The 25,243-nt window shown below is 66.9% G+C and carries 26 protein-coding genes and 1 pseudogene; 10 read left to right on the top strand and 17 right to left on the bottom strand.

What is annotated here, in order from left to right:
- Positions 1-103 precede the first annotated feature (103 nt).
- Positions 104-940 (bottom strand): annotated as a pseudogene (locus ACQ260_RS14350) (phosphoribosylaminoimidazolesuccinocarboxamide synthase); the annotation flags it as partial.
- A 73-nt stretch (positions 941-1,013) separates the two neighbouring features.
- Positions 1,014-2,006, bottom strand: a complete 993-nt coding sequence (locus tag ACQ260_RS14355) for an FAD-dependent oxidoreductase (protein ID WP_432560144.1) — start codon at positions 2,004-2,006, stop codon at positions 1,014-1,016.
- Positions 2,007-2,058: 52 nt separating this feature from the next.
- On the opposite strand from ACQ260_RS14355, the gene ACQ260_RS14360 reads away from it, so the two are divergent.
- Complete coding sequence (locus tag ACQ260_RS14360; RefSeq protein ID WP_432560145.1) at positions 2,059-2,643, top strand: TetR/AcrR family transcriptional regulator; 585 nt, start codon at positions 2,059-2,061, stop codon at positions 2,641-2,643.
- Between the two features lie 11 nt (positions 2,644-2,654).
- On the top strand, positions 2,655-3,767 hold the full coding sequence (locus ACQ260_RS14365; protein WP_432560146.1) for a diacylglycerol/lipid kinase family protein: 1,113 nt from the start codon (positions 2,655-2,657) through the stop codon (positions 3,765-3,767).
- Positions 3,768-3,789: 22 nt separating this feature from the next.
- Here ACQ260_RS14365 and ACQ260_RS14370 read toward each other — a convergent pair whose 3' ends face one another.
- Positions 3,790-4,272, bottom strand: coding sequence for a GNAT family N-acetyltransferase (locus ACQ260_RS14370; RefSeq protein ID WP_432560147.1), 483 nt, complete (start codon positions 4,270-4,272; stop codon positions 3,790-3,792).
- A 118-nt stretch (positions 4,273-4,390) separates the two neighbouring features.
- Here ACQ260_RS14370 and ACQ260_RS14375 point away from each other — a divergent pair, with 118 nt between their 5' ends.
- Positions 4,391-4,786: a VOC family protein gene (locus ACQ260_RS14375; RefSeq protein ID WP_432560148.1), complete on the top strand. Its 396-nt coding sequence runs from the start codon at positions 4,391-4,393 to the stop codon at positions 4,784-4,786.
- A 2-nt stretch (positions 4,787-4,788) separates the two neighbouring features.
- On the opposite strand, the gene purB is transcribed toward ACQ260_RS14375, so the two are convergent.
- From purB to ACQ260_RS14395, 4 genes are all read right to left on the bottom strand, one after another.
- Complete coding sequence (gene purB, locus ACQ260_RS14380) at positions 4,789-6,177, bottom strand: adenylosuccinate lyase (RefSeq protein WP_432560288.1); 1,389 nt, start codon at positions 6,175-6,177, stop codon at positions 4,789-4,791.
- A gap of 47 nt (positions 6,178-6,224) precedes the next feature.
- Positions 6,225-7,505 carry a phosphoribosylamine--glycine ligase gene (purD, locus tag ACQ260_RS14385; RefSeq protein WP_432560149.1) on the bottom strand — a complete coding sequence of 427 codons (1,281 nt, stop codon included), beginning with the start codon at positions 7,503-7,505 and terminating at the stop codon, positions 6,225-6,227.
- Positions 7,506-7,553: 48 nt separating this feature from the next.
- Positions 7,554-8,840: an adenylosuccinate synthase gene (locus ACQ260_RS14390; RefSeq protein ID WP_432560150.1), complete on the bottom strand. Its 1,287-nt coding sequence runs from the start codon at positions 8,838-8,840 to the stop codon at positions 7,554-7,556.
- A gap of 81 nt (positions 8,841-8,921) precedes the next feature.
- Complete coding sequence (locus tag ACQ260_RS14395) at positions 8,922-9,407, bottom strand: DUF3151 domain-containing protein (protein WP_432560151.1); 486 nt, start codon at positions 9,405-9,407, stop codon at positions 8,922-8,924.
- Positions 9,408-9,638: 231 nt separating this feature from the next.
- Here ACQ260_RS14395 and ACQ260_RS14400 point away from each other — a divergent pair, with 231 nt between their 5' ends.
- A complete protein-coding gene (locus tag ACQ260_RS14400; protein WP_432560152.1) occupies positions 9,639-10,007 on the top strand; it encodes a DUF485 domain-containing protein in 369 nt (122 codons plus the stop codon).
- Entirely contained in the window at positions 10,004-11,617 is a 1,614-nt protein-coding gene (locus ACQ260_RS14405; protein ID WP_432560153.1) for a monocarboxylic acid transporter, read from the top strand. The genes ACQ260_RS14400 and ACQ260_RS14405 overlap by 4 nt, the downstream gene beginning before the upstream one ends.
- A gap of 157 nt (positions 11,618-11,774) precedes the next feature.
- On the opposite strand, the gene fbaA is transcribed toward ACQ260_RS14405, so the two are convergent.
- The 3 genes from fbaA to ACQ260_RS14420 all read right to left on the bottom strand — a co-directional run bounded on the left by fbaA (position 11,775) and on the right by ACQ260_RS14420 (position 14,175).
- Positions 11,775-12,809, bottom strand: coding sequence for a class II fructose-bisphosphate aldolase (gene fbaA / locus ACQ260_RS14410; RefSeq protein WP_432560154.1), 1,035 nt, complete (start codon positions 12,807-12,809; stop codon positions 11,775-11,777).
- Positions 12,810-12,948: 139 nt separating this feature from the next.
- On the bottom strand, positions 12,949-13,530 hold the full coding sequence (locus ACQ260_RS14415; protein WP_432560155.1) for a hypothetical protein: 582 nt from the start codon (positions 13,528-13,530) through the stop codon (positions 12,949-12,951).
- 18 nt (positions 13,531-13,548) lie between these two features.
- Entirely contained in the window at positions 13,549-14,175 is a 627-nt protein-coding gene (locus ACQ260_RS14420) for a TrmH family RNA methyltransferase (protein WP_432560156.1), read from the bottom strand.
- A gap of 62 nt (positions 14,176-14,237) precedes the next feature.
- Here ACQ260_RS14420 and ACQ260_RS14425 point away from each other — a divergent pair, with 62 nt between their 5' ends.
- Positions 14,238-14,900, top strand: a complete 663-nt coding sequence (locus ACQ260_RS14425) for a DedA family protein (protein ID WP_432560289.1) — start codon at positions 14,238-14,240, stop codon at positions 14,898-14,900.
- Between the two features lie 127 nt (positions 14,901-15,027).
- Here the strand turns inward: ACQ260_RS14425 and ACQ260_RS14430 are convergent, their stop codons facing one another.
- The 6 genes from ACQ260_RS14430 to ACQ260_RS14455 form a co-directional block, all read right to left on the bottom strand.
- A complete protein-coding gene (locus tag ACQ260_RS14430) occupies positions 15,028-15,936 on the bottom strand; it encodes a LemA family protein (RefSeq protein WP_432560157.1) in 909 nt (302 codons plus the stop codon).
- Positions 15,937-16,019: 83 nt separating this feature from the next.
- A complete protein-coding gene (pyrE, locus tag ACQ260_RS14435) occupies positions 16,020-16,562 on the bottom strand; it encodes an orotate phosphoribosyltransferase (protein ID WP_432560158.1) in 543 nt (180 codons plus the stop codon).
- A 16-nt stretch (positions 16,563-16,578) separates the two neighbouring features.
- The gene (locus ACQ260_RS14440) at positions 16,579-17,262 is read right to left on the bottom strand and encodes a sortase domain-containing protein (RefSeq protein WP_432560159.1); all 684 of its coding nucleotides are present in this window, start codon (positions 17,260-17,262) and stop codon (positions 16,579-16,581) included.
- A gap of 18 nt (positions 17,263-17,280) precedes the next feature.
- A complete protein-coding gene (locus ACQ260_RS14445) occupies positions 17,281-18,087 on the bottom strand; it encodes a spermidine synthase (RefSeq protein ID WP_432560160.1) in 807 nt (268 codons plus the stop codon).
- Positions 18,084-18,701, bottom strand: coding sequence for a peptidyl-tRNA hydrolase (locus ACQ260_RS14450; RefSeq protein ID WP_432560290.1), 618 nt, complete (start codon positions 18,699-18,701; stop codon positions 18,084-18,086). The genes ACQ260_RS14445 and ACQ260_RS14450 overlap by 4 nt, the downstream gene beginning before the upstream one ends.
- Positions 18,702-18,745: 44 nt before the next feature.
- Entirely contained in the window at positions 18,746-19,090 is a 345-nt protein-coding gene (locus ACQ260_RS14455; RefSeq protein ID WP_432560161.1) for a hypothetical protein, read from the bottom strand.
- Between the two features lie 147 nt (positions 19,091-19,237).
- Between ACQ260_RS14455 and ACQ260_RS14460 the strand changes: the two genes are divergently transcribed.
- The 4 genes from ACQ260_RS14460 (at position 19,238) to ACQ260_RS14475 (ending at position 24,118) form a co-directional block, all read left to right on the top strand.
- A complete protein-coding gene (locus ACQ260_RS14460) occupies positions 19,238-21,040 on the top strand; it encodes a BCCT family transporter (protein WP_432560162.1) in 1,803 nt (600 codons plus the stop codon).
- Positions 21,041-21,171: 131 nt separating this feature from the next.
- A complete protein-coding gene (locus tag ACQ260_RS14465) occupies positions 21,172-22,494 on the top strand; it encodes an MFS transporter (protein ID WP_432560163.1) in 1,323 nt (440 codons plus the stop codon).
- Positions 22,495-22,536: 42 nt separating this feature from the next.
- Entirely contained in the window at positions 22,537-23,289 is a 753-nt protein-coding gene (locus ACQ260_RS14470; RefSeq protein WP_432560164.1) for a YoaK family protein, read from the top strand.
- A 58-nt stretch (positions 23,290-23,347) separates the two neighbouring features.
- Positions 23,348-24,118 (top strand): isocitrate lyase/PEP mutase family protein, encoded by a 771-nt coding sequence (locus ACQ260_RS14475; protein WP_432560165.1) that lies wholly within the window; start codon positions 23,348-23,350, stop codon positions 24,116-24,118.
- A gap of 16 nt (positions 24,119-24,134) precedes the next feature.
- On the opposite strand, the gene ACQ260_RS14480 is transcribed toward ACQ260_RS14475, so the two are convergent.
- Positions 24,135-25,235: an alpha/beta fold hydrolase gene (locus ACQ260_RS14480; protein ID WP_432560166.1), complete on the bottom strand. Its 1,101-nt coding sequence runs from the start codon at positions 25,233-25,235 to the stop codon at positions 24,135-24,137.
- Positions 25,236-25,243 lie beyond the last annotated feature (8 nt).

Below are 25,243 nucleotides of genomic sequence, written 5' to 3' on the forward strand. Positions count from 1 at the left end.
GAACGAGGCCACAGCGCACTCAACGGGCTCCCACCCATCAGCCGACTGTCACCAACCTGATGGCCGGGTACACCTAGTGCGTGTCGACGACGGTGAAGGGCTCGCCCGTGAGTCGCTGATATGCCTCCGCGTAGCGTTCCCGGGTCGCCGCCACGATGCCTTCGGGCAAGGGCGGCGGAGCCTCGTCGGAGGTGGCGTTCCAGCCCGACTCCTTAACCAGCCAGTCGCGAACATATTGCTTGTCGAAGGACGCCAGGGACTCCGGCCATTGCGCGGCTTCCCAGAAGCGTGAGCTGTCAGGAGTCAGCACTTCGTCGGCGAGCACGATGGTCCCGTCGGGCCGGCGGCCGAACTCGAATTTCGTGTCGGCCAGGATGATGCCGCGCTCACGGGCGATGCGCTCGGCCGCCGCGTACACCTCCAGAGTCAGGTCGCGGATCGCCACCGCGGTCTCGCGCCCGACCTGCCCGACGACATGGTCGAAGTCGACGTTCTCATCGTGGTCACCGATGGCTGCCTTGGTCGCGGGCGTGAACAGGGGCTCCGGGAGCCGAGCACCATCGGTCAGGCCCTCCGGGAGGGGGATGCCGCACACCGATCGCGATTCCCGATATTCCTTCCAGCCCGACCCCGTCAGATAGCCGCGCGCGACGCATTCGACGGGGATCATGTCGAGCTTCTCGACCACGACCGCCCGTCCGGCGACCGGTGCCGGGACGTCGGTCGACACGATGTGGTTGTCGACCAGGTCGCACAGTTGGTCGAACCACCAGAGCGAGAGCCGGTTGAGGATCGCTCCCTTGTCCGGGATCTGGCTGTCCAGCACCCAGTCGAACGCGGAGATGTTGTCCGTCGCCACCATCAGCATGCGATCGGGCTGGTCGGGCAGCGCATAGAGCTCCCGGACCTTGCCCACATGGATCAACGGCAGGCCGAGGATCTGGTCGAACTGGGGGGTGATGTCTGTGGTCGGCACCGGTTCAGCTTATTGGTCCGGACGCCCGGGGCTCGGTTCAGCCCAGCGTCGCCAGCAGGCGGTGGACCCGCGGCCCGGCTTCCTGGAGGCGCAACGCGACCGAAGCGGCGGTGCGCACTGCCTGTCCGGGGATGAGTCGCTGTCGCTGGTACGCCCGCAGTCCCGTCTCCGGGTCTCGGCGGTTGAGTTCATGCGCCAACGCGACCGCGTCGACCAGCGCCTCGCAGGCGCCCCTGCCGAGACTCGGCGACATCGCGTGGGCAGCGTCGCCGATCAACACATGACGGCCGCGGACCAGGCGCCGGGTGAGCGGAGAGATCAGGATCCGGTTCACGAGAGTGCGCCCTGCCTCCGCTTCGGCCAGGACTCTCCGGACGGGGGCCGGAAAGTCGCGATGGGTCTGGCGCAGCGCGTCAAGAGCGGCCTCGGGTGGACCTGGGTCGTGCCGAATCGTGGCGTACCAATTCGTCATGTGCGCGGAGGCGGGCGAGATGCCGAACAAGACTCGGCCGCCCCAGTATTCGGCCATGTCGATCACCTCCGCCGGCCGCGGGAGGACCCCGCGGACCGCCCACGTGCCGACCGGCGTGGCGGTGTCTCCCCAGATCGCGGCGCGCACGCGGCTGCGGGCCCCGTCGGCGGCCACGACCACGTCCCCCGACAGGTCGCGCGGGTCCTCGACACGACGTTTCACCCGCTCGACGGACGCCGGAACCGCAGCATCGAGCGCGCGCAGCAACTCCGGACGCGAGACGAGGGCCATGTCAACGCCTCGCATCTGCACGATCGGCTTGTTGTCGGCCTGTCTGATCGCGCCGTCGGTGACGCGCACGCACTCGGCGGTGAGCCAATCCCCGAGCCCCAGAAACGCCAGCGCCCGCTGCGCGACCGGCCAGATCCCGAACGCGGTGCCGACGTCGGTCGGGACCGGGCGCTGTTCGATCAGCGTGACCCGCCAGCGCTGAGGATCCAGCGCGGCAGCCAGAGCGAGACCGGCAACTCCGCCGCCCACGATAATGATCGTGTTCACATCGGCAGGTTACTACGTTTGTAGTGTCACGTCCACGGGCTAGATTCGGTGCATGTCCGATCGCCGCCGAACCGTTGCCGACGCCGGCCTGCTGGTGCTGGCCAAGCACGGGTTGCGGGGAGTCACTCACCGGGCGGTGGATGCGGCGGCAGAGCTGCCACCGGGCAGCACCTCGAATGTCTTCCGCAGCAGGCAGGCGCTGATCGACGGGCTCGTCGCCCGCCTGGTCGAACTCGACCTGGAGGCGATGGAAGCGGGCGACATGCGACCCGACCTGTCCTCCCCGACCGCCCTGGCCCACCAGCTCGCCAACCAGTCCGCAGCTCTGACCCGGCCCCCGCTGAGCACCCTCACTCGCGCCCGGCTGGAATTGGCGCTCCACCCCGACATCGACCTGGGCGCTCAGCATCTCGGCTTCGTCGCGATGCTCGTCCCACTCCTGGAAGCGCTGGGGGCTGAAGGGCCCGAACGGCGGGCGCGGATGATCGCCGACTATCTCGACGGCTTGATCTTCCACGCCCTCACGATGCGTGCACGCGGCTTCGACCCCGAGGACGCCGCGGACGCGATCGAGGCACTGATCGGAGAAGTCCGGACTGCACCGAGTAATGTCGATAAGCAGTCGTCCCAACCCTGAGAGCAGATGCCATGCCGAACGCCGCTGTCGTCTTCAATCCCACCAAGGTCGAGCGCGAGGACTTGGCCGAGGTGATCGACCCTGCCGCCGCTGCCGCCGGCTGGGGCGAGTCCGTGTGGTTGGAAACCGCTGAGGACGATCCCGGCACCGGCATGGCCAAGGAGGCGGTCGAACGCGGCTGCGACGTGGTCATCGCGGTGGGTGGCGATGGCACGATCCGGGCGGTGTCGGAAGGTCTGCGCAACTCGGGCGTGCCCCTCGCGCTCTGCCCCCAGGGCACCGGAAACCTGTTGGCGCGCAACCTGGATCTGACGCTCGACAACCTCGAGGAGTCCGTGGACGCTGCCTTCAATGGGGTGCCCCGCAAGGTCGACCTCGGCATCGCCACCTGGTCGCGCCCGCAGGGCGGACACCAGGAGGAGCGGGCGTTCGTCGTCATGGCCGGCATGGGTCTGGATGCGGAGATCATGTCGTCCACCGACGAGGACCTCAAGGACAAGGTCGGGATGCTGGCTTATGTGAAGTCCGGGGCGGAGGCACTCACCAAGAGCCACCGGATGCGCCTCATCTTCCGCCTCGACAACGAGAAGCCTCGCCGCGCCAAGGTGCACACGGTCATCGTCGGCAACTGCGGGTCGATCGGCAACAACGTGCTCCTGCTGCCCGACGCTGCGGTCGATGACGGGCTCCTCGATGTCGTGGCCGCCCGCCCGCAGGGAGTGTGGGGCTGGGTGCGGGTCGGCTGGAAGGTGCTCGTCGACAACGCCATCCTGCGACGCACGGGCAGCGATGTCGTGCGGCGGACCCGTGACCGCGACCGTCAGTTGAGCTATCAGCAGTGCCGGACCCTGGAGTTGACGTTCCGTGACCCGCACGAGATCGAGCTCGACGGCGACCACTTCGGCGAGATCCTGGCCGTGCGCATGAGCGTCGAGCCGGACGCCCTGATCGTTCAGATGCCGGCCGGTTGGACGAGGGATCCGGATCGTCCCGCGGTCGCCGAGGAGCACCAGCAGACCCTCTCGGACGTGACGGAACCGGAGTCCGGACCCAGCGACCTCGATCCGGCAGAGCAGGCAGCGGCTGCCGCCGAAGCGGCTGAACTGAACAAGAACTGGGACTGACCCGAGCGGACGGACGTCCGGCTCAGAGCTCGTAGTCCATGTAGACCACGCCGTTGTTGCGCGGCGCGCCCTCGGGCGCTTCGCAGGGCTCGAAGCCGACGCTGTCATAGAGCGCCACCGCGCGCTCGTTGTCCGGCGACACGTCGAGCCAGATGCGATCGCGGTCGGGGACGTCGTCGATCAGCTTGAACACTTCTCCGAGAAGCTGACGGCCATAGCCCTTGCCGCGCTGGACCGCGCTGACCACCATGCGTCGCATCTCCACAGGACCGGGCTTGGCCAGGCCGGCGAGCACGACGAACCCGACGAGTTCCTCACCGTCGCGGTCCTCGTCGTCCCGACTCGGATGAGCCTTGACGAACACGAGATGCCATTGGTCAGGATCGGCCAGAGCGTTCTCGTGCCACGACCGGCCCGTATCGCCCAGCCAGTCGCAGGTGTCTTCCGACTCCTCCAACCCGATTACCCCGTCCAGATCCTCCGGCCGGGTCTCCCTCAGCAACATGGCTTCACTGTCGCACGTCCCGGGGACTTCGCCACTCCGCGTTCAGTTGCCGGGTCGCTCGGCGATGCGGTCCAATATGAACGCCCAGCCCACGATCACCACGTGAGAGGAGCCGATCATGGCCCAGCAGTTGAATCCCTATGTCACCTTCCCCGGCAACGCCGAGGAAGCGCTCAACTTCTATGCCCGCATTCTCGGCGGCACCCCTCGGCTGATGACGTTCCGTGAGTCGGGCATGGACGCCGACGGCATCATGCACGGTTCGCTCGACACGCCTGCCGGTTTCCATATCTTCGCCTCGGACACGATGGAGGGGATGTCCGAACTCAAGCAGGGCAACAACATGCAGATGAGTCTTTCCGGCGACGAGTCATCCGCGCTCCGGGGCTATTGGGAGGGGCTTGCCGAGGGCGGGAACGTCGTGGTGCCGCTGGAGAAGCAGATGTGGGGCGATGAATACGGTCAGCTCATCGACCGCTATGGCATCACCTGGCACGTGAACATCGCCGGCTGAGTTCAGAGCACCGACCCGGGACGGTACGCCGCAGCGGCCGGGTGCTGCGCCGCGATCTCGGCGACCTGCCCGACGAGTCGCTGGACCTGCGCCTGCGCGGAGCCAGCCAGCGCCAGCGGCTCGGTCAACAGTTCGCCGAGCTCGTCCCGGGTCAGGCCCAGCCGCGCGTCCCCGGCCAACCGGTCCATCAGGTCGTTGTCCGCACGGCCGGACTCGCGCATCTCCAGGGCCACCGCGACGGCGTGCTCCTTGATCGCCTCGTGCGCCTGCTCTCGGCCGATGCCCTTGCGCACCGCGGCCATGAGCACCTTGGTCGTGGTGAGGAACGGCAGATAGCGCTGCAGTTCGGCGTCGACGACGGCCTCGAACGCGCCGAAGTCCGCGAGCACGGTGAGGAACGTCTCGAACAGCCCGTCGAGGGCATAACAGGCGTCGGGGAGGGCGACCCGGCGCACGACCGAGCAGGACACATCCCCCTCATTCCACTGGTCGCCCGCCAGTTCGCCGACCATCGACACATAACCGCGCAGGATGACGGCGAAGCCGTTCACCCGCTCACACGAGCGGGTGTTCATCTTGTGCGGCATCGCCGAGGAGCCGACTTGACCCGGCTTGAAGCCCTCGGTCACGAGCTCATGGCCCGCCATCAGCCGGATCGACGTCGCGACGTTCGACGGAGCGGCGGCGACCTGCGCGAGCGTGGTGAGCACGTCCCAGTCGAGCGACCGGGGATAGACCTGACCCGTCGACGTGAGCACCCGCCGGAATCCGAGCTGCTCGGCGATGCGGCGCTCGAGCTCCTCGAGCTTGGCGGCGTCGCCGCCGAGGAGGTCGAGCATGTCCTGGCTGGTGCCGACCGGGCCCTTGATGCCGCGCAACGGATAGCGGTCGATGAGTTCGGTGACACGTTCGTACGCCACCAACAGCTCATCCGTCGCCGTCGCGAACCGCTTGCCCAAGGTGGTGATCTGGGCTGCGACATTGTGGGAGCGCCCGGCCATCGCGAGCTCTCCATAACGAGCGGCTAGCGCCGCCAGCGCGACCAGGGCCGCGATGACTCGATCACGAACCAGCCGCAGCGAGGCCAGGACCTGAAACTGCTCGATGTTCTCGGTGAGGTCCCGGCTGGTCATCCCCTTGTGCACGTGCTCGTGGCCGGCGAGGGCGTTGAATTCCTCGATCCGGGCTTTCACATCGTGCTTGGTCACCCGCTCACGTTCGGCGATCGAGTCCAGATCGACGTGATCCAGGACCTTTTCGTACGCCACGATCACCGCGTCGGGATCGTCACCACCGAAGTCGACACCCAGGTCACGCTGGGCAGCGAGCACGGCCAGCCACAGCCGCCGCTCCGCGCGGATCTTCTCCTCGGGAGACCAGATCTCGCGCATTGCGGGAGAGGCATAACGGGTGGCCAGAACGTTGGGGATGGCGGCGCTCACTGGAAGAGGCCCCCCTCGGGCACCTCATAACGGATTTCGTTCCGGGCGGCCTTGGCGGCGATGTCGTCGCGGTGGAAGGTTTTCGGGAGGTGGAACGCCTGGATGGCTGCGTACACCATCTTGCGGGCGAACCCGAGCGTGTGCCCACGACCGGTGACCGTGAAGATGCGACCGCCGGTGACGACGAGGTTGCCGAGATCATCACGGCCCGTGCCGCCGTGATAGAGCTTGATGTTTCCGGAACGGAACTGACCCTCGAACACGCGCGTGCCGAGCTCCGGCTGATCGGGATAGCCGTCCGCGGCGATCACCACGCCGACGGCGAAGCCCGGCGTGAAGCGGAGGGGACCGACACTCTCGAGCTCACCGTTCGCCGCGGCCAACAGCACCTGGGCGAGCGGCGATTCGAGCTGCAGCAGCAGGGGCTGGGTCTCGGGGTCACCGAAGCGCGCATTGAACTCGACGACCTTGACGCCCTTCGGGGTCAGCATGAGACCGGCATAGAGCAGGCCGACGAACGGGGTGCCGCGCCTGGCCATCTCGTCCAGCACCGGCTGGACGACCTTCTCGGTGGTCTCCTGTTCGAGGTTGGGCGGGGCCCAGGGCAGCGGGGTGTACGCCCCCATGCCACCCGTGTTCGGGCCCTTGTCACCGTCGAGCGCACGCTTGAAGTCCTGGGCGGCCTGCATCGGGATCGCGGTCTTGCCGTCGCAAATGGCGAAGAGCGAGACCTCGGGGCCGGACATGAACTCCTCGACGAGCACCGAGTCGCACTTGCGAGCGTGCTCGAGGGCAGCTTCCCGGTCGTCGGTCACGATGACGCCCTTGCCGGAGGCGAGACCATCCTCCTTGACGACATAGGGCGCGCCGAACTCGTCGAGCGCGGCCTCCACTTCGGCCATGTCGGCGCAGAGGCGGGACTGCGCGGTCGGCACGCCGGCGGCGGCCATGATCTCCTTGGCGAACGCCTTGGAGCCCTCGATCTGGGCTGCGCCCTTGGACGGGCCGAAGCAGGGGATGCCGGCCTCACGGACGGCATCGGCGACACCGGCGACCAGCGGGGCCTCGGGGCCCACGACAACGAGCCCGACTTCGAGCTCCTGAGCGAGGTTGGCGACCTCGGCCGGATAGAGCAGGTCCACGCGGACCAGCTCGGCAACCTGGGCCATCATCGCGGAGCCGGGTGCCGCGTACACCTTCGTCACGATGGGGTCGCGCTCCAACGCTGCCGCCAGGGCGTGTTCGCGGGCGCCGCTGCCGAGGACGAGTACCTTCATGTCGCTCCTAGAGTCGTGCGGGATTGGAAGTCGGATGAGTGCTGGGACTCAGTCGATGAGGTCGTGGACCATGACCGTCTGCTCGCGGCCCGGGCCGACGCCGATGCCGGAAATGCGCGTCCCGATGAGTTCTTCGAGGCGCTTGACGTAGTCCTGGGCCTTGACCGGCAGGTCGTCGAACTCGCGGCAGCCGGAGATGTCCTCATGCCAGCCGTCGAGCTCTTCATAGATGGGTGTTGCCTCCGCGAACTCCTGCTGGCTCATCGGCAGGCGGTCGTGCCGGGTGCCGTTCACGTCATAGGCGACGCAGACGGGAATCCGGTCCCAGCCCGAGAGGATGTCGAGCTTGGTGAGGAAGACATCGGTGAACGCATTGGCGGTGGCCGCCGCCTCGACGACGAGCGCATCGAACCAGCCGCACCGCCGGGGGCGTCCGGTGGTGACGCCGAACTCACCGCCGTCCGTTCGGAGCTTCTCACCGGTCTCGTCGTGGAGTTCCGTCGGGAACGGGCCCTCGCCGACGCGGGTGGTGTACGCCTTCGCGATGCCGATCACCCGATCGATCCGGGTCGGACCGACACCGGTGCCGGTGCAGGCACCGCCGGCGGTCGGGTTGGAGGAGGTGACATAGGGATAGGTGCCGTGGTCGACGTCGAGATGATGCGCCTGGGCGCCCTCGAACAGCACGATCTTGCCCTCGTCCAGCCCGTCGTTGAGCAGGCGGACGGTGTCGACGACCATCGGGCGCAGGCGCTCGCCGTGGGCGAGCAGTTCCTCGACGATCTCGTCCGCCTCGATGTGGCGTCGGTTGTAGATCTTGACGAGGATCTGGTTCTTCTGGTCGAGCGCCGCCTCGACCTTCTGGCGCAGGTGCTCCTCGTCGAAGAGGTCCTGCACGCGGATGCCCATCCGGTTGATCTTGTCCGAATAGGTCGGGCCGATACCCCGGCCGGTGGTGCCGATCTTGCGTTTGCCGGCAAAGCGCTCGGTGACCTTGTCCATCGTGCGGTGATAGGACGTGATGATGTGAGCGTTCGACGACACCTTGAGGTTGCTGCAGTCGACGCCGCGACCGGTCAGGACATCGATCTCGTGGAACAGGACGCCCAGGTCGATGACGACACCATTGCCGATCACCGGGGTCGAGTTGGGGCTGAGGATGCCGGACGGCAAGAGGTGCATCGCGTACTTCTCGCCGTCCACGACGAGCGTGTGCCCCGCGTTGTTGCCACCTGAATAGCGCACGCAGAAGTCGACGCGGTCACCCATCTGGTCGGTCGCTTTGCCCTTGCCTTCGTCCCCCCATTGGGACCCCACCACGATGATGCCGGGCATGACGCACTGCCTTTCTCGCAGGACTGGGGCCCGACGGTGTCGCGAACACGGGGCCCCTGGTGACAGTTCAGGATAACGACGTCAGGATGAAGCACCCGACTGGTCCGCGACCCGGTCGAGCGGCCGGATGTCGGTCAGCACGTCATAGGCCTGGAAGGACGAATCCTTCAGGAACTGGGAGCAGCGCTCGGCCTCGGGCTTCTCCCCGATCCGGTGCGCCGCAACCGCGAGCGCCCACAGCGCCCGCAGGAAACCGCGGTTGGGGCCGTGCTCCCACGGAATCGGCCCCTGGCCCTTCCAACCCGCACGGCGAAGCAGATCGAGACCGCGGTGATAGCCGGTCCGCGCATACGCGTACGCCGTCAGGTCGGCATCCGGCGTGCCCATCGAGAGCGCTCCCTCGGCCAACATCGCCCAGCACAGGCTCGACTCGGGGTGTTTCCGCACGATCTCCACGAACCGTTCCTTGCCGTGGGCCAGGATCTCGGCCGCCGCCGGATCATCGGGCAGCTTGGTCGCCGGAATGGTGCTGTGGCTGGCCAGCAGGTTCTCGCGAGGTTCGGTCACGCGATCCACCCTAGTTCACCGGGACGCCCACGCGAATCGCCAACACGAGCGCAGCCAAGCCGCCTTTGCGCGGCTCCCCGAAGGCAGCCTTGAGAGCGCCATTAAAAAGTTCTATGGGCTGCACATAACAGCCTGACGGCGATTGTCGGCAATTGGCCACGGAACCCTCCGGCGTGTGCGATGTTTTGCCCATCCCCTGGTTTCAACGGCGACACCCAGAAGGAGAGGCCGATGGCATCCAGCGCCGACCGGCCCGGAGACGATCGTCCTCCGGCCAAAAGAGAACCGACCCGCGACGAGTTCGTGACGGTGAGCAACACCCCTGAGTTCGCACAGTTGCGGAAGAACTTCCGCGGTTTCGCATTTCCACTGACCGCGGCATTTCTGGTCTGGTATTTCCTGTTCGTGATCCTGTCCAGCTATGCCACGGATTTCATGTCGAGGCCGTTCATCGGCAACATCACCGTCGGCATCTTCCTCGGGCTGCTGCAGTTCGTCACCACATTCCTGTTGACAGCGCTCTATATCCGCCACGCCAACAAAAACTTGGACCCCTTGGCCGGCGAGCTCCGGTCCCGACTGGAGGGTGAGCAGCGATGACACTCATGCAGGCTCAGGCCAACCCGGTCCTCAACATCGTCATCTTCATCGCCTTTGTGATCCTGACGCTGGGCATCGTGATCTACGTCTCCAGCGGCGGGCGTGCTGCCAAGGGCAAGGGCTACTACACCGGCGGCGCCGAGTTCAGCGGCCGCCAGAACGGCTTCGCGATTGCGGGCGACTATCTGTCCGCCGCATCGTTCCTCGGCATCGTCGGCGCCGTCGCCATCTATGGCTATGACGGCTTGCTGTTCTCCATCGGTTATCTGGTCGCCTGGCTGGTCGCGCTGCTGCTCGTGGCCGAGCCCATGCGAAACACCGGCCGCTACACGATGGCCGACGTGCTGTCGTTCCGGACCAGGCAGTCCCCCGTGCGGATGGCCGCGTCCATCTCCACGCTCGTGATCAGCTTCTTCTATCTGCTGGCCCAGATGGTGGGCGCGGGCAGCTTGGTCGCCGTGCTCCTCGGCATCGAGGGGGGCTTCGCGCAGGTGCTGGTCATCGGCATCGTCGGCGTGCTCATGATGATCTATGTCCTCATCGGCGGCATGAAGGGCACCACGTGGGTGCAGATGATCAAGGCCGTTCTCCTCATGATCGGCGCCGGCCTGATGACCGTGTGGGTCCTGGGCCTCAACCGGATGAACTTCTCGGCGCTGTTGGGCGAGGCGGTCAACGAGCACCCCGAGGGCATCGCCATCCTGCAGCCGATGCTGCAATACGGCGCCAACCCGCTGGGCTTCATCTCTCTTGCCATCGCCGTCGTCCTTGGCTGCGCGGGTCTGCCGCACGTGCTGATGCGCTTCTATACGGTGCCGACTGCCAAGGAAGCCCGACGCTCCGTGGCGTGGGCCATCTCCCTCATCGGCCTGTTCTATCTGTTCACGATGGTGATGGGTTATGGCGCTGCGGTCATGGTCGGCCGCGACAACATCCTCGCCGCACCGGGCAAGGCCAACGCGGCTGCTCCGCTGCTGGCGCTCGAGCTCGGTGGTTCCGTGCTCATGGGCGTGATCTCGGGCGTCGCGTTCGCGACCATCCTCGCGGTCGTTGCCGGTCTCGCGATCGCGGCCTCGGCCTCGTTCGCGCACGACATCTATAACAACGTGATCCACAAGGGCACCGCAGATCCCGCCAAGGAAATCCGCGTGGCTCGGATCGTCGTGATCATCCTCGGCATCCTCTCCATCGTCGGTGGCGTCGCCGCCAAGGACATCAACGTCGCGTTCCTGGTGTCGCTGGCCTTCGCCATCGCGGCGAGCGCGAACCTGCCGTCGATCCTCTTCTCGCTGTATTGGAAGAAGTTCAACACCCGCGGTGCGCTCTGGTCGATCTATGGCGGTCTGATCACGGCGATCGTGTTGATCGCGTTCTCCCCGGTCGTCTTCACTCCGGTCGGAGCCTCGCAGGACCTGGCTTCGGCGATGTTCCCCGAGCTCCACCTGGCGTGGTTCCCGCTGACCAACCCGGCGCTCGTGTCCGTCCCGGTTGGCTTCCTCCTCGCCATCATCGGCTCGCTGACCTCGAAGGAGGAGAACGAGGCGGTCTCCGCCGAGATGGAGGTTCGCTCCATGACCGGCGTGGGCACCGGGCACGTGCTGCAGCACTGACCCGCCCGCTGTTTCATCCGCAATGCGCCGGCCCCTCACGGGGCCGGCGTTCTGCTGTCGTGGCCAGCCCGTTGCCTCGAACCAGCTGCAACCCGATCCACGGAACGCAACAGCCCCCGCCCGGAATGGACGGGGGCTGCTGCGGTTGGTGCAGTGGTCAGACCTTGAGCGTGGTGCCGGTGGAGTTGAGGTCCTGGCAGGCCTCGACGACACGGGCAGCCATGTTGGCCTCGGCGGACTTGCCCCACGACCGCGGGTCATACATCTTCTTGTTGCCGACCTCGCCGTCGATCTTCAGCACACCGTCATAGTTCTGCATCATGTGCGTCACGACGGGACGGGTGAATGCGTACTGGGTGTCGGTGTCGACGTTCATCTTCACCACGCCATAGCTGAGCGCCTCGGCGATCTCCTCCGGCGACGAGCCGGAACCGCCGTGGAACACGAGGTGGAACGGCTTCGATCCGGCGGGCAGGCCGAACTCCTTGACCACGGCCTCCTGGGCTTCCTTGAGCACCTCGGGCTTCAGCTTCACGTTGCCGGGCTTGTAGACACCGTGAACGTTGCCGAAGGTCAGGGCCGTCATGTAGTAACCGCGGTCGCCATAGCCGAGCGCCTTCGCGGTGGCGATGGCATCCTCGGGGGTCGAATAGAGCTTGTCGTTGATCTCGTGGGCGACACCGTCCTCCTCGCCGCCGACGACACCGATCTCGACCTCGAGCAGGATGTTCGCGGCCTTGCAGAGCTCCATGAGCTCGCCGGCGATCGACAGGTTTTCGTCGAGCGGCGAGGCCGACCCGTCCCACATGTGCGACTGGAACAGCGGGTTGCCGCCCTTGTCGACGCGTTCCTGCGAGATTGCGATCAGCGGGCGAACGAAGGTGTCGAGCTTGTCCTTGGGGCAGTGGTCGGTGTGCAGCGCGATGTTGACCGGATATTTCTCGGCGACGATGTGCGCATATTCGGCCAACGCGACCGAACCCGAGACCATGTTCTTCACGGTCGGGCCGGACAGATAGTCCGCGCCACCGGTCGACACCTGGATGATGCCGTCCGATCCCGCCTCGGCGAAGCCCGCCAGCGCGGCATTGAGGGTCTGGGACGAGGAAATGTTGATCGCGGGATAGGCGAAGCCGCCTTCTTTGGCGCGGTCCAGCATCTCGGCATAGATCTCAGGTGTGGCAATAGGCATGTCGCGCTCTCTCTCCAACTCGGGGACACGAATGGCTCGTCGTCATCCTTTCATGGGCGAGCTCGCATCGTTGCCCAGGTGGGGAATCTGGCCGCCGGACATCAGCGGCGGCCGACGGAATCGCTCGACTCCACCGGGGTCAGTCGTCGAGGATGCTCAGATCGACACCGTGCCGACCGGCCGAATAGGCCCGCATCGCCGAGTCGAGCGTCCCGGGCAGAACTCCGAGGCCCGCCAACGGAAAGTCGAACGGCGGAGCATCCACCCGGTCGACACGAAGACGATGTCCATGACCCCACGCGCCCTTCGACACCGCGACCCGGTCAACCTCCGCCCAGGGCACCCGCCCCTCCGCGCACTCGATCCCCCACCGCGACACCACGAACGCAAGCCCTTCGCCGACCGCGCGGACGGCTGCGCGCAACCGCGAGAGCCACAGGAACCGGGCGATCAGGATCGCGAGACTGACCCCTGCGGAGACCGACAGGAGCCACGTCAGCATCCGGAAGACGTCCCCGAAGTCACCATCGCGACCTAGCCACACATAGAGCAGGACGCCGACGAGCCCGAGGAGCGTGCAGCCGAGGGAGATCGAGTTCATGACCACGCGCCCGCGCTCGGTCGCAACGCGGTCGGCCAAGACCCGCGCATCGAACGGGACCGACAGATGCGCCGCCTGGTGTCCGGGGGTGCTCATGGGGTCCTGGGCGGTTTCGTGCATGCGCCAAGGATAGGAGGGTCAGTGGGTGGGGTTGGCGATGCGCCAGGCGTACATCGCGATCGCCGCCGCCGCGCCCGCGTTCATCGACCGAGTCGAGCCGTCCTGCCGGATGGCGACGAGGCGCGCACAGCCGGCGACCAGTTCATCGGTCAGGCCATGCCCCTCCGAACCGAACACCAGGCAACAACGCTCCGGCAACTGGCTGGTCTCCAGCGGCACGGAGCCCGAGAGGTTGTCGACACCGACGATCTCGTACGCCAACTCGCGCAGGTGGTCGAGGAAGTCCCGCTCGTCCGGATGGTGCTGGACGTGCAGATAACGGTCGGTGACCATGGCCCCGCGACGGTTCCAGCGCCGACGGCCGATGATGTGGACACCGGCCACGTTGAAGGCGTTCGCCGTCCGGACGACCGAGCCGATGTTGAAGTCGTGCTCCCAGTTCTGAATAGCGATCCGCAGCGGCACTCTGGAGCGGTCGAGTTCGGCGACGATCGCCTCGACCGACCAATAGCGGAAGTGGTCGGCGACGTTGCGGTGATCGCCCTCGGCGAGCAGCGCGGGGTCGAACCGGGCGTCGTCGGGCCAGGGGCCGACCCACGGTCCGACTCCGGGCCCCACCGACGGAACAGAAGTCAGGGATTCCACACTCTGGACGTTACCCTTGACGGGTGTTCGATCTCCTCAATCAGACCGCCGCGCTGACTCCGATGCTCCTCCCCGACTTCCTCGATCCGGAGAAGATCATCAACGCCGCCGGCCCCTGGGCCCTGTGGGTCGTGGCCCTCATCGTCTTCGCCGAGTGCGGGATCTTCTCGTTGCTGCCGGGCGACTCGCTGCTGTTCACCGTCGGCATGTTCGTCGCACTGGGCGCGATCAACTATGGCTCCGACCTGCAGACCATGGTCATCGTCTGTGCCGTGCTGATCGTTGCAGCCATCCTGGGCAACATCTCCGGCTATTGGATCGGCAAACTGATCGGCCCGCCGCTGTTCAAACCGCGGAAGGGCTTCATGGGGAAGGTTTTCGACCCCGTCTATGTGGACAAGACGCACGGGTTCTTCGAGAAGTACGGCCCCAAGGCCCTCGTCATCGCCCGCTTCGTGCCGATGGTCCGCACCTTCGTCACGCTCGTTGCGGGTGTGGCCAAGATGGACTTCCGCACCTTCATCACCTGGACCGCGATCGGCGGCATCTTCTGGGCCGTCGGTGTGACCGTCCTGGGCTACTTCCTCGGCCAGGTGCCCTTCGTGCACGACAACCTCGAGATCGCGATCCTGCTGATCGTGTTCGTGTCCATCCTGCCGATGGTCTTCGAATACGTGATGGCCAAGAAGAAGAGCAAGGCTGCCAAGGCTGAGGTCAGCGCCTGATCGAACCACAGCAAAAGCCCCCACCGCCATGTCGGCGTTGGGGGCTTTTCGCTGCTCGCTTGGTGTGAGCTCTCTGGGACAGAGTCTCTAGGTCGAAGCTCTTCCGGGCGGAAGATCCGCGCCGAGCTCAGGGCTGGCGCCACTCCCCCGGGACCTGATAACCGCCCTGCTGGGGCGGCTGCTGCTGTCCGTAGCCCTGCTGCGGCGGCTGCTGCTGCCCGTAGCCCTGCTGGGGCGGCTGGCCCTGCTGATAAGGCTGCTGTTCATAGGCCGGCTGCTGTCCATAGCCGCCCTGCTGTCCCTGACCGTATTGCTCCTGCTGGCCGTATTGCCCCGGCTGGCCATAACCCTGCTGGGACTGCTGGTGACCGAGCTGCGGCTGGCTGGGCTCGCCGCGGTCCTCGGCACGCTGAGACGGCGCTTGGCGCTCGTCGCCCCGATAGGCGATCGATCCGAAGTTGACATCCGGGGCTTGGCGGGCGGCGGGGTCGTTGACCTCGAAATAGGTCGCCTTCTCGAACTTGAACGCGGAGGCGATCAGGCTGGACGGCACTGACTCGACCTTGGTGTTGTATTCCCGGACGTTCGCGTTGTAGTAGCGCCGACCGGCCGCGATGCGGTCCTCGGTCTCACTGAGTTCCTTCTGCAGTTGCAGGAAGTTCTGATTGGACTTCAGGTCGGGATAGGCCTCGACGGAGACCAGCAGGTTGTGCACGGCCCCCGACAGAGCCTCCTCGGTCCGGGCCCGCTGCTCGGACGGCAGCGCGCCCTCCTGCTGTGCGACCGACGCGGCCTGGTTGCGCAGGCGAGTGATGTCCTCGAGCGTGTTGCGCTCGTGAGCGGCGAACCCGCGGACGGTCTCCACCAGGTTGGGGATCAACTCATAACGCCGGTTGAGTTCCACGTCGACCTGTCGCCAGGCCTCCTGGATCATGTTGCGCTGCCGGACGAAGCCGTTGTAGATGCTCATCACGCCGAAGCCCAGCGCGATCAGCAGGAGCAGGACGACGAGCAGGATGATCAGGGGAACAGTCACGGTTCACTCCGTCCGACAGGGGGTCGAGGTATGCCGATCCTAGACCAGCCTGCCGACAACTCCGGCGCGCACCGGTCGCCGAGTCATTCCAGGCCGAGGTCGTCCGCACCGACGGCATAGCGATATTCCAGGCCGGCCTCGGTAATCACGCGAGCGGCCTCGCTGCGGCGGTCCACGATGCACGCGACCGCGACGACCTCGCCGCCTGCTGCCCGAACGGCCTCAGCAGCGGTCAGCGGAGAGCCACCGGTCGTCGACGTATCCTCCACGACCAAGACCTTGCGGCCCGCCACGTCTGTCCCCTCGATCCGGCGCTGCATCCCGTGCGCCTTCTGCTCCTTGCGCACCACGAACGCATCGAGCCGTTCCCCGGCCGCGGCGGCGGCATGAAGCATCGCGGTGGCGACCGGATCGGCGCCGAGGGTGAGCCCACCGACAGCGTCGAACTCAAGGTCGGCAACGAGTTCCCGCATAACCCGCCCGACGAGCGGCGCGGCCACACCATCGAGGGTCACGCGGCGCATGTCGACGTAATAGTCCGCCTCCCGCCCGGACGACAGCGTCACCCTGCCGTGGACGATCGCGAGGTCTTTGATGTGGCGGATCAGCTCTGCTTTGTCGGACATGGTTTCGAGCCTAGTGCTATTTGTTGCGGGTGCTTCCGAGGTGACCGAAGGCGACGGACCGGTCGTTCGACCACACCAGGTCCTGACTCGTCGTGAGCGTCAGAGTCGGTCGGGTCGGCTCGTCGGCGGTGCCCGGCACGGGGTCGAGGATCCACGCATCGTCGGCCCCGACCGTGACATCCCGGGCGGGGACGTCGATGACGTACGTGAACACGGCCGCCCTCGTCTCGATCACCACTTGGTCGCCCTTGTCGAGCTCGAGCAGCTTCCCGAAGGGAGCGCCATGGCTGGTCCGATAGCCGGCGAGCGCCAGGTTGCCGAGTTGTCCGGGCCGGACCGAGGACGCGTACGCCCCCACTCCCCGCGCCAGATTCCCCGGTTCGGTGCCCGCGATGATCGGGACCGCGTACCCCTCACCCCACTTGGGCACCGTCAGAATCGCGTAGGCCTGCCCGGCGGGCGGTCGCTCCACCAACGGCGGCGGCTCACCGAGTTCCCACTGTGTCCTCAGCTCGTTGATCTGATCCGAATACTGAACCCGCGCGACGACGGCGGACACGAGGAAATGCCAACCGAACCAGCCCACGACGAGCAGTCCGATGAGAGCGAGCACGAGACCACGGACACCGATGCGTTTCCTGCGCGGAGGTCGCCGCGGGGGGCGCGCCGGGGCACGATCGTCTGCCAGCTGGTCGGTCATGGGGCACATTCTCGCGGATCACCGGAAGAACGCCGGACCGCCGGGCGGTTCCGGCGACGGTGCGGCGTCACGGTCGGTGAACGGCACGCCGCCGGAGCCGAACCGGGCGAGATGGGGTCCGTGGAGGACGCGGTAGGGGAAGACCGAACCGGCCGCCTTCCGGGACAGCGCCGCGAGCGGAAGCGCCATCGCCGAACCGGCCAGGAGGATGTTGCCGAACCGTCGTCCTTTGAGGGTGGCGGGCTCCGCGCTCAACATCAACTCCGGAAAGACTTCGGCGAGGCCCGCGAGGACCCGCCGCGCATACACGAACGGCGACTTGTCCGTCACGTTCAGCAGCACGACGCCCACGGGGGCGAGGACGCGGCGGAGATCGGTGAAGAACTCGAGCGTGGTGAGCTCCGCCGGGACGGAGGCGCCCGCGAACGCGTCCATGATCACTACGTCCGCGTTCCAGTCGTCGCGGATCGCCGCGACCCCCGCCCGGCCGTCGATCGGGCGGACCTTGATTCCGGAATTGCGCGGCAGCGGGACGGTCCGGCGCACCTCCGCCGTCAACTCCTCATCCGGCTCCAGCACGATCTGCGCGGATGTCGGCCGGGTCGCCGCGACGTAGCGCGGCAGAGTCATCCCCGCGCCTCCGATGTGGAGAACCCGGAGCCGCTCCCCGGCTGGGGCGTGAGCGTCGACAACGTCCGCGATCCGCTGCATGTAGTCGAACTCGAGCCGCGTCGGGTCCTCCGGATCGATCCAGGAGTGGTCGGTGCCGTTGATGCGGACATACCAGGCGCCCGGCTGCTCGGGATCGGGCACGACGCGGTTCACAGGCGCCACCACGCTCGGGTCGTCTCGGTCGGGCCGTCGAGTTCGGTGAAGCCCGCGTCGACCACGTGGATGCGGCCTGGGTTCGCGGCCCATTCGGCAGGGGTGAGCGTGTGGACGCGTACGCGGAAGTCCCTGCCCGCCCAGGCGTCCCGTTCGGCGTCCGTCATCGCCTCCCAGGCGAGCTGACCGGCATGCGCGCACTGGGCGGCTGCCTTGCCCGCGGTCATCTCGATGTGGGGGTTCACGCCGATGAGCACGGGCGCGTCGGTGACGGTCGACTCCTCGTCGGCGGGCAGCTCGGTGCCCGAGACCTGCAGTTTGGCGAGCTCGGGCGGGAGCGGCCGGACCGGACCGGGCACGAAGGCGCGGACTGCGGCCCGCTCCTGTTCGACGGTGACGCCCGGCAGCTGCTGGACGTCGTCCCAGCGCACGCCGCGCGCCCGGCGGACCAGTTTGCGGATCCGCCCATCCCGCCAGCGCTTGACCGCGGCCGCCCACTCCCCTGTCGTGGCCTCGTCGGACGCCAACAAGGTCACGACGGCCCGCACCGCCGCCTCACACGTCGCGACGCGACCTGCGGGCTCCACCTTGTGATAGCGAACCGCCAACTGCATCGCCCACGGCACGTCGGGGTCGGGAGTCGACGGGGCGGTCTCGCTCACTGATAGCGCTCCAAGTGCTCGACGGCCGCCTTGGCCTCCGCGAGCCCGGCACCAGTGGATTGACGATAGAGCTTGATCGCCTGGATCTTGTGGCCTCCGCGGAGCATGACATTGATCCGCTCCCGGTCACCGGGGGACAGATATTGCGCTGGATTGTACGCCGGGTAGCGCGGCCCGGGCTGACCCTGGAAGCCCTGCCAGGGTGACGGGCCCGGCAGGGGCGGTCGGGCCGGCGGCAACGCCCGCCGCTGACTGTCGGTCGCCAATTTGAATCCAGCGAGGACCGCGACGACCGTGACGGTGATCGCGACCAGTCCGATCAGGATCACGAGCATTGCCATCTGGCCCACCAACTTCCATGCCGACTGCCACCGACGATACTCACCGGGCACTCCGGCCCACGGCGACAGCGCGCCAAAGGTCTCAAGCCTGCATCAGAAGCGCCGCACAGGTTGCGCACCATGCGTCGGTCCTCGCAGGGTACAAGCATGGCAGTCTCCGACCGACCTTCCGATTCACCGTCCGTCAGCGCCGAGCAGGCCGACCCGCCACCGGATCTCCCCGACACCCTCGACCCTGCGCCCGGCGAGAAGCCGGCCGAGGCCTACATCCGTGAGGCCGTGAACAAGCATGGGGTGGCGACGCGGGTGTTCCTGCCGGCGGCCATCCTCGTCGGGGCGTTCGTGCTCTTGGCCGCGATCTTCCCGGACGGCATGCAAACCGCGATCTCGGCCGCCAACACGACGGTGGTGAACTCGATCGGGTGGTACTACGTCGTGCTCGTCTTTGCCTTCGTGGTGTTCGCTCTCTTCATGGGGCTCTCCCGGTTCGGTGAGATCAAGCTCGGGCGGGACGATGACAAGCCGGAGTTCGGCCTGATCCCGTGGTTCGCGATGCTGTTCGCCGCCGGCATGGGCATTGGCTTGGTCTTCTGGGGTGTCGCGGAGCCCCTCAACCACTTCGCGTCGCCGCCCCCGGGCGTCGACGGCGCCCCCGAGGCCCTCGCGCAATCGGCGATGACCACCACATTCCTGCACTGGGGCCTGCACGCGTGGTCGATCTACATCATCGTCGGCCTCGGCGTCGCGTACGCCGTCCATCGCCGCGGGCGCCCGGTCTCGATTCGCTGGGCGCTCGAGCCGCTGCTCGGCGACCGTGTCAAGGGCATCTGGGGCGACGTGATCGACGTCGTCGCCATCGTCGGCACGCTCTTCGGCGTCGCGACATCGCTCGGCTTCGGCGTAGCCCAGATCAGCGCGGGTCTGGACTATCTCGGGGTGGCCGAGGACACCCCGGGCTTCCAGCAGATCCTGGTCGTGGCGATCACCCTGGTCGCCACCATCTCGGTCGCCACCGGCATCGGCAACGGCATCAAGTGGCTGTCGAACTTCAACCTGCTGCTCGCCGCCGGGCTGCTCATCACGCTGCTCGCCCTCGGCCCGACGCTGTTCGTGGCGCGGGAGGTCGTGCAGAACGTCGGCGCCTATCTGCAGAACTTCCTGCAGTTGTCGTTCCGGACCTTCCCGTTCCGGGGGAACGACGGGGCCGAGTGGTTGGGGGCGTGGACCACGTACTACTGGGGTTGGTGGATCAGCTGGTCCCCCTTCGTCGGCATCTTCATCGCCCGCATCTCCCGCGGACGCACCATTCGCGAGTTCGTTTTCGGCGTGCTGCTGGTTCCCACGCTGCTGACCGTCGTGTGGTTCTCCGTGCTCGGCGGCTCGGCGCTCTATCGGGAGCTGAACGGCGGCGGCCTCGTCGCCGAGGACGGCTCCGTCGACACGAACCTGGCGCTGTTCCAGCTGCTCGACTCTTATCCGGGCGCGGCGATCCTGTCCGGCCTCTTCGTGCTGCTGATCATCGTGTTCTTCGTGACCAGCTCGGACTCGGGCTCCTATGTCGTCGACATGATGGCTTCCGGCGGTGATCCGAACCCGCCGCTGTGGAGCCGTGTCTTCTGGGCGCTGCTCGAGGGTGCGATCTGCTTCGTGGCGCTGCTCGCGGGCGGCGCAGCCGCCTTGTCGGCGCTGCAGACGATGGCGATTCTGGTGGCTGCCCCGTTCACGATCGTGATGATCTTGATGATCCTCGCCATCCTGAAGGCGGCGCATGCCCATCTTGCGGAGATCAGGCGCCTCGAACGCCGGGCTCTGGTCCGTGAACTGCAGCGGGAGGTCGAGGAGGGCCTGATCAGTTCCGGTGTTCTCGAGGCACACCCGCGGGAAGATCTGCCGGATCTGCCGACCATGCTGCCGCGGCAACAGCGCGCGGCCAAACCACCGAAGAGTTGAGGCCGACGGCGACACTCACCGGAGGCTGAGGTCCGACACATCCGCGTCCCGGGAAATCCAGAAGCGGCATGTCGCAGTGCAGCGTTAACGTGACCCTGACCGACGAATCTCGTCGGCGGTGAGGAACGCGCATGAGGCACTTCCACCGGGTGCTGGTGAACACCGTGGTGGCCAACACCGCCACGGCGTTCTTGTGGTTTGCCTGGACCTTCTGGGTATATCTCGAGACGCGGTCGGTGCTGCTGAACGCGATCATCGGCGGCAGCTATATGGCGCTGCTCTCGATCACGTCCCTCTTCTTCGGCGTGATCGTCGACCGGTTCAAGAAGAAGCACGTGATGGTCGCCTCCTCGGTGATCACCACGGCCGGGTTCGTGCTGGCGGGAGCGCTGTTCTGGCTGTTGCCGACAGCGACGGTCATCGACCTCCGAGCGCCCTGGTTCTGGCTCGCCGGTGGGTTGATCCTGGGCGGCGCCGTGGTCGAGAACATGCGCAACATCGCGCTCTCGACGACGGTGACCCTGCTCGTGCCCGACGGGGACCGCGACAAGGCGAACGGGATGGTGGGCGCCGCGCAGGGGTTGGCTTTCCTGGCGACGTCGATCTTCGCTGGTCTGGCCGTGGGATTCCTCGGGATCCATTGGACGCTGGGTCTTGCGGTGGGGGCGACCGGGCTCGCCCTCCTGCACCTCCTGTGGGTGCCGATCCCCGAGGCGGGAGTGCAACGCGATCCCGAGGCCGCGACCAAGCTCATCGATTTGCCCGGCAGTCTCCGGGCAGTCCGCGCCGTGCCCGGATTGATGGCCCTGATCCTGTTCAGTTGCTTCAACAACTTCATCGGCGGCGTGATGATGGCGCTGCTCGACCCTTATGGGCTGACGCTCTTTTCGGTGCAGATGTGGGGCTTCGTCCTGGGGATCACGTCCATCGGCTTCATCGTCGGTGGGTTGATCGTTTCCCGCCGCGGCCTGGGCGCCCGCCCGTTGCGGACGCTGTTGTTGGTCAACCTCGCCGTGTCGGTGATCGGCATCCTGTTCGTCCTGCGGGAATGGCCGTGGCTGTTCGTGGTCGGAATATTTGCGTACATGGTGCTCATCCCCGCCGCCGAGGCGGCCGAGCAGACGATCATCCAGCGGGTGGTGCCGCTCGAGCGCCAGGGTCGCGTGTTCGGTTTCGCCATGAGCGTGGAGACGGCCGCCACGCCGATCTCCGCGATGGCGATGGGACCGCTCGCCGAATTCTGGCTCATCCCCTGGGTCGACTCACCCGCCGGCCAGGCGGCTTGGGGCTGGCTGCTGGGTGACGGGGAAGCGCGCGGGATCGCGCTGGTGTTCATCCTGTCGTCTGCCCTGATGCTGATCGTGGTGCTGTTGGCGTTCAGGTCGAAGGCGTACGCCCGGTTGTCCCGTTCCTATGCCGACAGCGCCCCTCCGGCGAGGGAGGTCGCTGCGTGAACCCCACGGAAGCAGCCCACCGGGACGGCTAACGTTCGATCCGTGGATCTGTGGCGGCGGATATGGCTGATCGCGGGGCCGGAACGGACGCCCCTGCGGAACTTTCACCTCGCCAATTTGCTGGCGTTGCATGCCGGAGTGCTGAACTCGGTGGGCTTTGTGGCGACCGCCACCTATACCTCCCACATGACCGGCCTGACGGCTATCGTCGCGGACCACCTCGTGCTCGGAGACTTCCGGCTGGTTGCGATCGGTCTGCTCGCGATCGCAGCCTTCATCGGGGGCGCCATGATGTGCGCACTGGTGTTCAACTGGAGTCGCCGGCGTGGGCTGCGCAGCCGTTTCTCGGCCGTTCTCGTGCTCGAGTCATCGATGGTGCTGATGTTCGGGGCGATCGCCGATCGGGTGACCTGGGAACACCGCATCTGGGTGTTCATTCCCGTGCTGTGCTTCACGATGGGGCTGCAGAACGCGATCGTCACCAAAGCCTCGGATGCCCAGATCCGGACGACGCACGTCACGGGCATGGTGACCGACATCGGCATCGAACTCGGCAAGCTGGTCTATCGGCCGAGCCGGGCGGACCTTGATCCGGTCGTCGCGAACACGACCAAGCTGCGCCACCACATCACGATCGTCGGGCTGTTCTTCCTCGGCGGGGTGCTCGGCGCTGCCGGCTATTTGGCGATCAACTTCTATGCCCTGATCCCCGCGGCGCTGTTCCTGCTCATCCTCGCGCTGCCGCCGTTGGTCGCGGATTTCCGCGATTGGCCCGCGCCCCCGCGCGTGGGCTGACCTGTCGTCCGAGCCGCCCGCACCGACGTTGTCGGAGGCCGTCGTTAAGGTGGCCGCCATGACCACACTCGACAAGGCCCAGACCCTTCAGCAGTTGCATCAGTCCACGACGATCCTGCGCGTTGTCAACGTGTGGGATGCGATCTCCACGCAAGCCGTCGCGGCGCTGCCCGAGACCAAGGCCATCGCCACCGCGGGACACTCGATCGCTGCGGCGCATGGCTATGCGGATGGCACGATTCCGCGGGACGTCGCGCTCGCCGCAGTCGAGCGGATCGTGGCCGCGACAGACCTGCCGGTCTCGGCGGATCTCGACGCCGGATTCGGCGATCCGGGTGACACCGCGCGACGCGCGATCGGCATCGGCGTCGTCGGTGCCAATGTCGAGGACCGGCTCGCGCCGTTCGACGACTCCGTGGCAGCGGTCCGGGCGATCGTGGCTGCCGCCGAGGCCGAGGGCGTGCCGTTCCAGCTCAACGCCCGCACCGACGCACTGGCCCGGGCGGGAGACCGCCCCCTCGCGGAAAGCATCCAGGACGCCATCGCGCGTGGCCGCGCTTTCCTCGAGGAGGGGGCCGCGCTCGTGTTCGTTCCGGGTGTCATCACGCGGGAGATCGCGGAGGAGCTCGTGGCTGGACTCGGCCCCAACAAGCTCAGTGTCATCGGGCTGCCGGGCGCGCTCACAGCCGCTGAATATGAGCAGCTCGGTGTCGCCCGGATCTCCTATGGCCCGCTCACTCAGCGCGTGGCTCTGCGTGCCCTTCAGGAGCTCGCCACGGATCTCTATGGCAACGGCACGATCCCCGCAGACACCCCGGTGCTGAACTGACCGAGCGGCTGGCGACCTAAGAGTCGGCCAAAGTCGTCACGATGCGTGACGACTCGTGCAGGGTCCGGTGGACCGGACACCGATCGGCGATCTCGGCCATCCGCTGCCGCACAGCGGGATCGAGATCGCCGGTGAGGTGGAGCGTGCGGGTGAACTGATCGATTTTGCGCTTCGCGCCAGTGCTGGCCGCGTCGCTGTCATCGGAATACACCTTGTCGTGCTCGACCTCCACCACCACGCGGTCGAGGGGGAGCTTCTTGTGCTGGGCATACATCCGAATGGTCATCGATGTGCAGGCCCCGAGCGCGGCTGCCAAATAGTCATAGGGCGACATCCCCGCATCGAACCCGCCCACCGACTCCGGCTCATCGGCGAGCGCATGGTGACGGCCGGCGACGACGTGGTTGAGGAACGTGCCCTGGCCGGTCTCGCCGACCACCACTTGGGCTGACGGATCCGGAGCCGCGAAGCTCTCGGGCTCGACGATGTAGCGCTCGGCCCACGTCCCGATCATCCGTGCCGCGAATTCGGCATCCCCACGCTTGGTGAGGAAGTGATCGGCCGGGTCCAATGACACATAGCTCTTGGGGTTTCGCGCCGCGGCGAAGATCTCGATCGCATGTTCAACGCCCACCACGTTGTCGATCGGTGAGTGCATGACGAGCAGCGCCCTGCGCAGTCGCGCGGCCGCATCCGTCACCACGTCGCTCGGATCCGAGGGAGCACCGATCGTGGCGACCGCACGCACATCCGCAAACTCCTCCGCGACCGACAGGACGGCCGCTCCGCCGAGGCTGTGACCGATCAGGAGCTGCGGTGACTGCACGTGTTCCGTGAGCCAGCCGATGGCCAGTCGGGCATCCTCGCACGCGGTGGAGAAGTCCTCGGCAGACATGCTCGAGCCGAGGGCGCGGTCGGTCAGGTCGAGCCGGAGCACGCCGATGCCGAGTTCATTGAGGCCCGCCGCGATGCGGCTCACCGCATAGTGATCGTCGGACCCGTTGAGGCAATGCGCCAAGAGCGCGATCGCCTTCGGCGGCCCGGCTGGCAGATCCAGCCGTGTCGCCAGCTCAGCCCCTTGGCTCCCAGTCAACGGGATGTCGTGTGCCGCACCCATGTGCGCCT

The sequence above is a fragment of the Ammonicoccus luteus genome (genome assembly GCF_050880385.1).
Taxonomy (GTDB): domain Bacteria; phylum Actinomycetota; class Actinomycetes; order Propionibacteriales; family Propionibacteriaceae; genus Enemella.